This is a genomic window from Streptomyces sp. NPDC059900, from assembly GCF_050270335.1.
In the GTDB taxonomy this organism is placed as follows: domain Bacteria; phylum Actinomycetota; class Actinomycetes; order Streptomycetales; family Streptomycetaceae; genus Streptomyces.
In genome coordinates, this window is sequence record NZ_JBNNJZ010000621.1 from 1 (window position 1) to 4,536 (window position 4,536).

The 4,536-nt window shown below is 67.0% G+C and carries 5 protein-coding genes; 2 read left to right on the forward strand and 3 right to left on the reverse strand.

The window, feature by feature from the left end; all coding sequences use genetic code 11:
• Positions 1-227: 227 nt before the first annotated feature.
• The 3 genes from ACQKIP_RS40490 to ACQKIP_RS40500 form a co-directional block, all read right to left on the reverse strand.
• Positions 228-1,448: an MFS transporter gene (locus ACQKIP_RS40490; protein ID WP_365865486.1), complete on the reverse strand. Its 1,221-nt coding sequence runs from the start codon at positions 1,446-1,448 to the stop codon at positions 228-230.
• A 7-nt stretch (positions 1,449-1,455) separates the two neighbouring features.
• Positions 1,456-1,929: an ArsI/CadI family heavy metal resistance metalloenzyme gene (locus ACQKIP_RS40495; protein WP_365865488.1), complete on the reverse strand. Its 474-nt coding sequence runs from the start codon at positions 1,927-1,929 to the stop codon at positions 1,456-1,458.
• 85 nt (positions 1,930-2,014) lie between these two features.
• Positions 2,015-3,400, reverse strand: a complete 1,386-nt coding sequence (locus ACQKIP_RS40500) for an NAD(P)-binding domain-containing protein (RefSeq protein WP_365865490.1) — start codon at positions 3,398-3,400, stop codon at positions 2,015-2,017.
• Between the two features lie 169 nt (positions 3,401-3,569).
• Between ACQKIP_RS40500 and ACQKIP_RS40505 the strand changes: the two genes are divergently transcribed.
• Together ACQKIP_RS40505 and ACQKIP_RS40510 are read left to right on the forward strand one after the other, a co-directional pair.
• Positions 3,570-3,932, forward strand: a complete 363-nt coding sequence (locus ACQKIP_RS40505; RefSeq protein ID WP_365865492.1) for an ArsR/SmtB family transcription factor — start codon at positions 3,570-3,572, stop codon at positions 3,930-3,932.
• Positions 3,933-4,052: 120 nt separating this feature from the next.
• A complete protein-coding gene (locus ACQKIP_RS40510) occupies positions 4,053-4,448 on the forward strand; it encodes an ArsR/SmtB family transcription factor (RefSeq protein WP_365865494.1) in 396 nt (131 codons plus the stop codon).
• Positions 4,449-4,536: the final 88 nt, after the last annotated feature.

The window sequence follows — 4,536 nt, forward strand, 5'->3', positions numbered from 1 at the left end:
GGTGCCAGGACGCGGCGACGCATCAGCCCCACCGTCGGCAGGACCTGCGGAGTTCTCAAGTCCGCATCTCTACACCACTACGTGGGACGCGACCGGCCGACATGGGCCGTCTTCCTGCGGGAGTGAGGTCGTAAGCAGAGCAAGCCACGTGGCTGAGTAAGCACTCCGGCGGATCGTTCGAACTGAGTCTGCCCTACGCGTGTGGCCTTGTTTCGGGCTCCCACACGCTACATGCCAGATGTAATACGAGGCCCCGAAAAGAGCGTCAGCACTGCCGCCACAGCAGAACCGACGGCAAGAACGAGGAACAGGCGCTCGTAGCCGCCCAGTTGTCCCGCCAGGGCAGCGCCCGCCCAGGGCGCGAGGGCCGCGGCCACAGTGGCCGGGGCTGCGAGGAGCCCGGACAGGCGACCGTAGTTCGTGGTTCCCCAGCGGTCGCTGACCGCGGTGGCCTGGAGCAGTGTGAGATTGCCACGTACGACGCCTGCGAGGACAGCGAGCAGGATCAGCAGCGGGATGGGGCCCTGTATGAGGGCGAGGGCCGCCGTAGTGGCTCCGCCTGCCGTGAAGAGAACTGCCGTGCGGGTGGTGACGCTGGTGGTGCGGCTGAGGGTGGCGTAGAGGGTGCGTCCCAGGGTCTGGCCCGCTCCACCGAGTCCCAGTGCCCAGGCGGCCGTTGATGCGGTGGCGCCGCGTTCGATCATCAGCGGAACCATGCCGAAGACGACCGCGTACATGGCGAAGCCGGAACAGGTGAAGGCCACTACGAGGATCAGGAAGGGCCGGCTGCGGGCGATCGGTGGGCCGTTGGACACCGCTGCGGCCGGTGGGGTCGGCGGCCAAGGGGCCCGCAAAGCAAGGGCGTGTGCGGGGATGGTGACTGCCGCAAGGATCATCGCGAGCACGACGTATGTCGTGCGCCAGCCGAGGTGGTCTGCGAGCAGGGCGGTGAGAGGGGCAAAGACCGTGCTGGCGAGTCCCCCGGCGAGGGTGACGATCGTGAGGGCGCGTACACGATCGGGTCCCCACCAGCGGGTGACGGCCGCGAAGGCGGGCTGGTAGAAGGTGGCGGCCATGGCGACACCGGCCAGGAGCCAGCCGACTGCGAACACCTGGAAGTTCGGAGCTGCGGCGATGGTCAGGATGGCTGCAACGGCGAGCAGTGAGCCAGTGGTCATGACGGCGCGGGGACCTCGGCGGTCGAGGATGCGCCCAACGGGAATGCCGATGACGGCCGAGATCAAAAGGGCGGCGGAGAACGCTGCGGTCGCGGCGCTCGTCGACCATCCGGTGTCCGCTGTCAGGTGCGGGAGCAGGACAGGGAAGGCGTAGTAAACGATTCCCCAGCTGGTGATCTGGGTGGCACATAGGGCTGGCAGTGTGGCGCGGGGCCGCGAGCGGCTCTTGGGCGTGCCGGTCGCGGCCCCGTCGATGTGCAGGTGGGTCATTGCGGGATCAGCAGCAGCCACCGGCGGCGACCGGTCCGCCCGCCTTGGCATCGGGTTCAGTATCAGCTGCGCTTTGGGTGCAGCAGCTGCTGCCCTCCTGCTTGGCGAGGGAGTCCGCATCGGCCTTCACGACGTACACCTCCCAGGGCTCCTGCCCGGGGCCGTGAACCCAGACCTTGTCCTGGAGCGCGTAACAGCAGGTGGTGTCGTTCTCCTCGGCGGTGGTCAGGCCTTCTGCACCGAGTCGAGCGGTGGCCGCGTGGACGGCTTCGGTGGATTCCACCTCGACACCGAGGTGATCCATGCGGGTGTCCTCGCCCGCGGTGCCCTCGATGAGGACGAGCTTGAGCGGCGGTTCGGCGATGGCGAAGTTGGCATAGCCGTCGCGGAGCTTGGCTGGCTCGGCGCCGAAGAGCTTGGAGTAGAAGGCGATGGATGCTTCGAGGTCGGGGACGCGTAGAGCGAGCTGTACACGGGACATGGTGATTCCTCCTGTTGCAGGAAGGACGCGTGTCCGGCCGGACTTGGCCGGGACGCGGTGATTCAGACTGGCCGGCAGCCGGTTTTCAGCAGCCGCCGGATGTCTCGGTCTTGCCGATCTGGAGCGTAGTTCCGGCTGATCCGATCTGAACCAGGGCAGGCGCGGGAGCGCAGCATCCGTCGCCGTTCTCCTCGGGTGTCGAATCGTCGAAGAGGCCTGCACCGCCGCAGACTCCGGTCTCGGGCAGCGTCAACTCCACTTGTTCGGCGGCCTCGTGGTCACCGGCGAGGGCTGCAGCGATTGAGCGGACCTGCTCGTAACCCGTCATCGCGAGGAAGGTGGGGGCACGGCCATAGGACTTCATGCCGACGAGGTAGACATCCTTCTCCGGGTGTGAAAGCTCGTTGACACCATGCGGGTAGACCGTTCCGCAAGAGTGGACGTTGGGGTCGATGAGCGGAGCCAGTGCGGTCGGGGCCTGGAGGCGTTCGTCGAGGCCGAGGCGGATCTCGGAGAGGAAGGAGAGGTCAGGGCGGAAGCCGGTCAGGACGATCGCCTCGTCGACCGGGTCAAGATATCGGCCGTCCTCACCGATCAGGATCAAGCGACCGTCAGAGTCGTGTTCGATCGCTTCGGTACGGAAGCCCGTTACGGCGTCGGCGTAGCCGTTGTCGACGGCTGCTTTGGCAGCCAGGCCGAGGGCTCCGCGGGCGGGGAGCTGGTCGGCTTCGCCGCCGCCGAAGGTGGAGCTGCTGATGCCCCGGCGCAGGATCCATACCGAGTGCGTTCCCGGTTCGTTCTGGGCGAGGTCTGCGAGGGTAGCGAGCGCCGTGAAGGCGGAGACTCCGGAGCCGATGACCGCGGTGCGCTTGCCTGCGTAACGGGCCCGCACGTCGGGATCGTTGAGGTCGGGGACGCGGTAGGTGACGCGGCCAGCTGCGGCCCCCTCCCCCAGCGCGGGCAGGCCGCTGGCGCCAGCCGGGCTCGGTGTGGTCCATGTTCCGGAGGCGTCGATGACCGCGCGGGCGAAAAGGCGTTCCTCGCGGCCGTCGGCGTTGCTGAGATGGACGACGAAGGGCTGGCTGTCACGGTCGGCGTCGACGATGCGGTCGCGTCCCGTGCGGGAGATGCCGGTGACGGTGGCGCCGTAGTGGACGCGGTCTCCTAGGGCGTCGGCGAGCGGCTGAAGGTAGCGCTCGGCCCATTGGGCGCCGGTGGGATAAGTCGCCGCGTCGGGGCGGGTCCAGCCGGTGGGTGCGAGCAGCTTCTCGGCGGCGGGGTCGGTGACTTCGCCCCAGGGCGAGAAGAGCCGGACGTGGGACCAGGCCCGTACTGCACTGGCGGCCATCGGTCCCTCTTCAAGAACCAGGGGTGTCAGCTGCCGCTCCAGCAGGTGGGCGGCGGCGGCCAAGCCGATGGGGCCGGCTCCGATGACGACAACGGGCAGATCTTGGGCAACGGGCGCAGTCACGACAACTCTCCTCGATTTCGATGTTTGTCGATGTCCTCTGGTCACCAGCATGCACCCTGATTCGATAGACGTCAACATAGAAGCTCATCGAAATAGCGCCTGCCCGTTCGGGCAGATCCACACCTGCTCGACTATTGGCAGGTGATTAGATGAGTGTCAACATAGAGGCATGTCGAAGTTGGTTTCGGTTCCCGGCATCCAAGACGCCACCACATCTTTCGCTTGCTGCCAGCCGCTGGGGCAGGAAGAACTCTCCGTTCCCGACGCGGAGAAGATCGCCATCATGTTCAAGGCCCTCTCGGACCCGGTCCGTCTGCGGTTGTTTTCCCGAATCGCCGCGCAGCCTGGCGGTGAGGCGTGCGTCTGCGATATCCAGGACGTCGGCGTCTCCCAGCCCACCGTCAGCCACCACCTGCGCAAACTCCGGGAAGCGGGTCTTCTGGTGTCTGACCGGCGGGCCAGCTGGGTGTACTACCGGGTGGCCCCGGGAGTCCTCGCGGGCATGGCCGGTCTGCTGTCAGCGGCAGCGTGAGCGGAGCCAGCCGCTGAGTGGGCAACGCACACCGGTGAGCTGAGGGCTGAGCTGCCCCTGACCGCATCCTGCCCGTCCACTCGGTTTCCCAGCCGGACGGAGCTGGGGTGAGGAGAAGAGATGTCCCATGACGCCACAGACCCTGGCGAGAACGTGGAGTGTTTCCAACTGAGCGCGGCGGACGCGGTGTGGTGGGCTGATGTCTTCAAAACACTGGGCGACCCGGTGCGTCTGCAACTGCTGGTCCATCTGGCGGCGCTAAAGGGAGCGGAAGTCGCGGCGCACGACATCTGCGATGTCGGAGTGGCTCAGTCCACGGTGAGTCATCATCTCAAGCGGCTGCGGTGCATGGGGTTGGTGGAGAACAGGCGGGAGGGACGCATCGTCTACTACCGCATGGGAGCCGGGGTCCGTTCGGCGCTGATGCAGATCCTTCAGCGAGACCAGGTTGATGCACCCGTGATCCCCTCAATGCCAGGCGCACAAGACTCCGGCCCGCTACCGCCAAGGTGCTGAAGTGGCGGTAGCGGGCCGGGAAGATCGCGGGCCCTGAGCCTTGCCTGCTCAGGGCCCGCTGGTCAACGCAGTGCGGCTGCCCTCACGG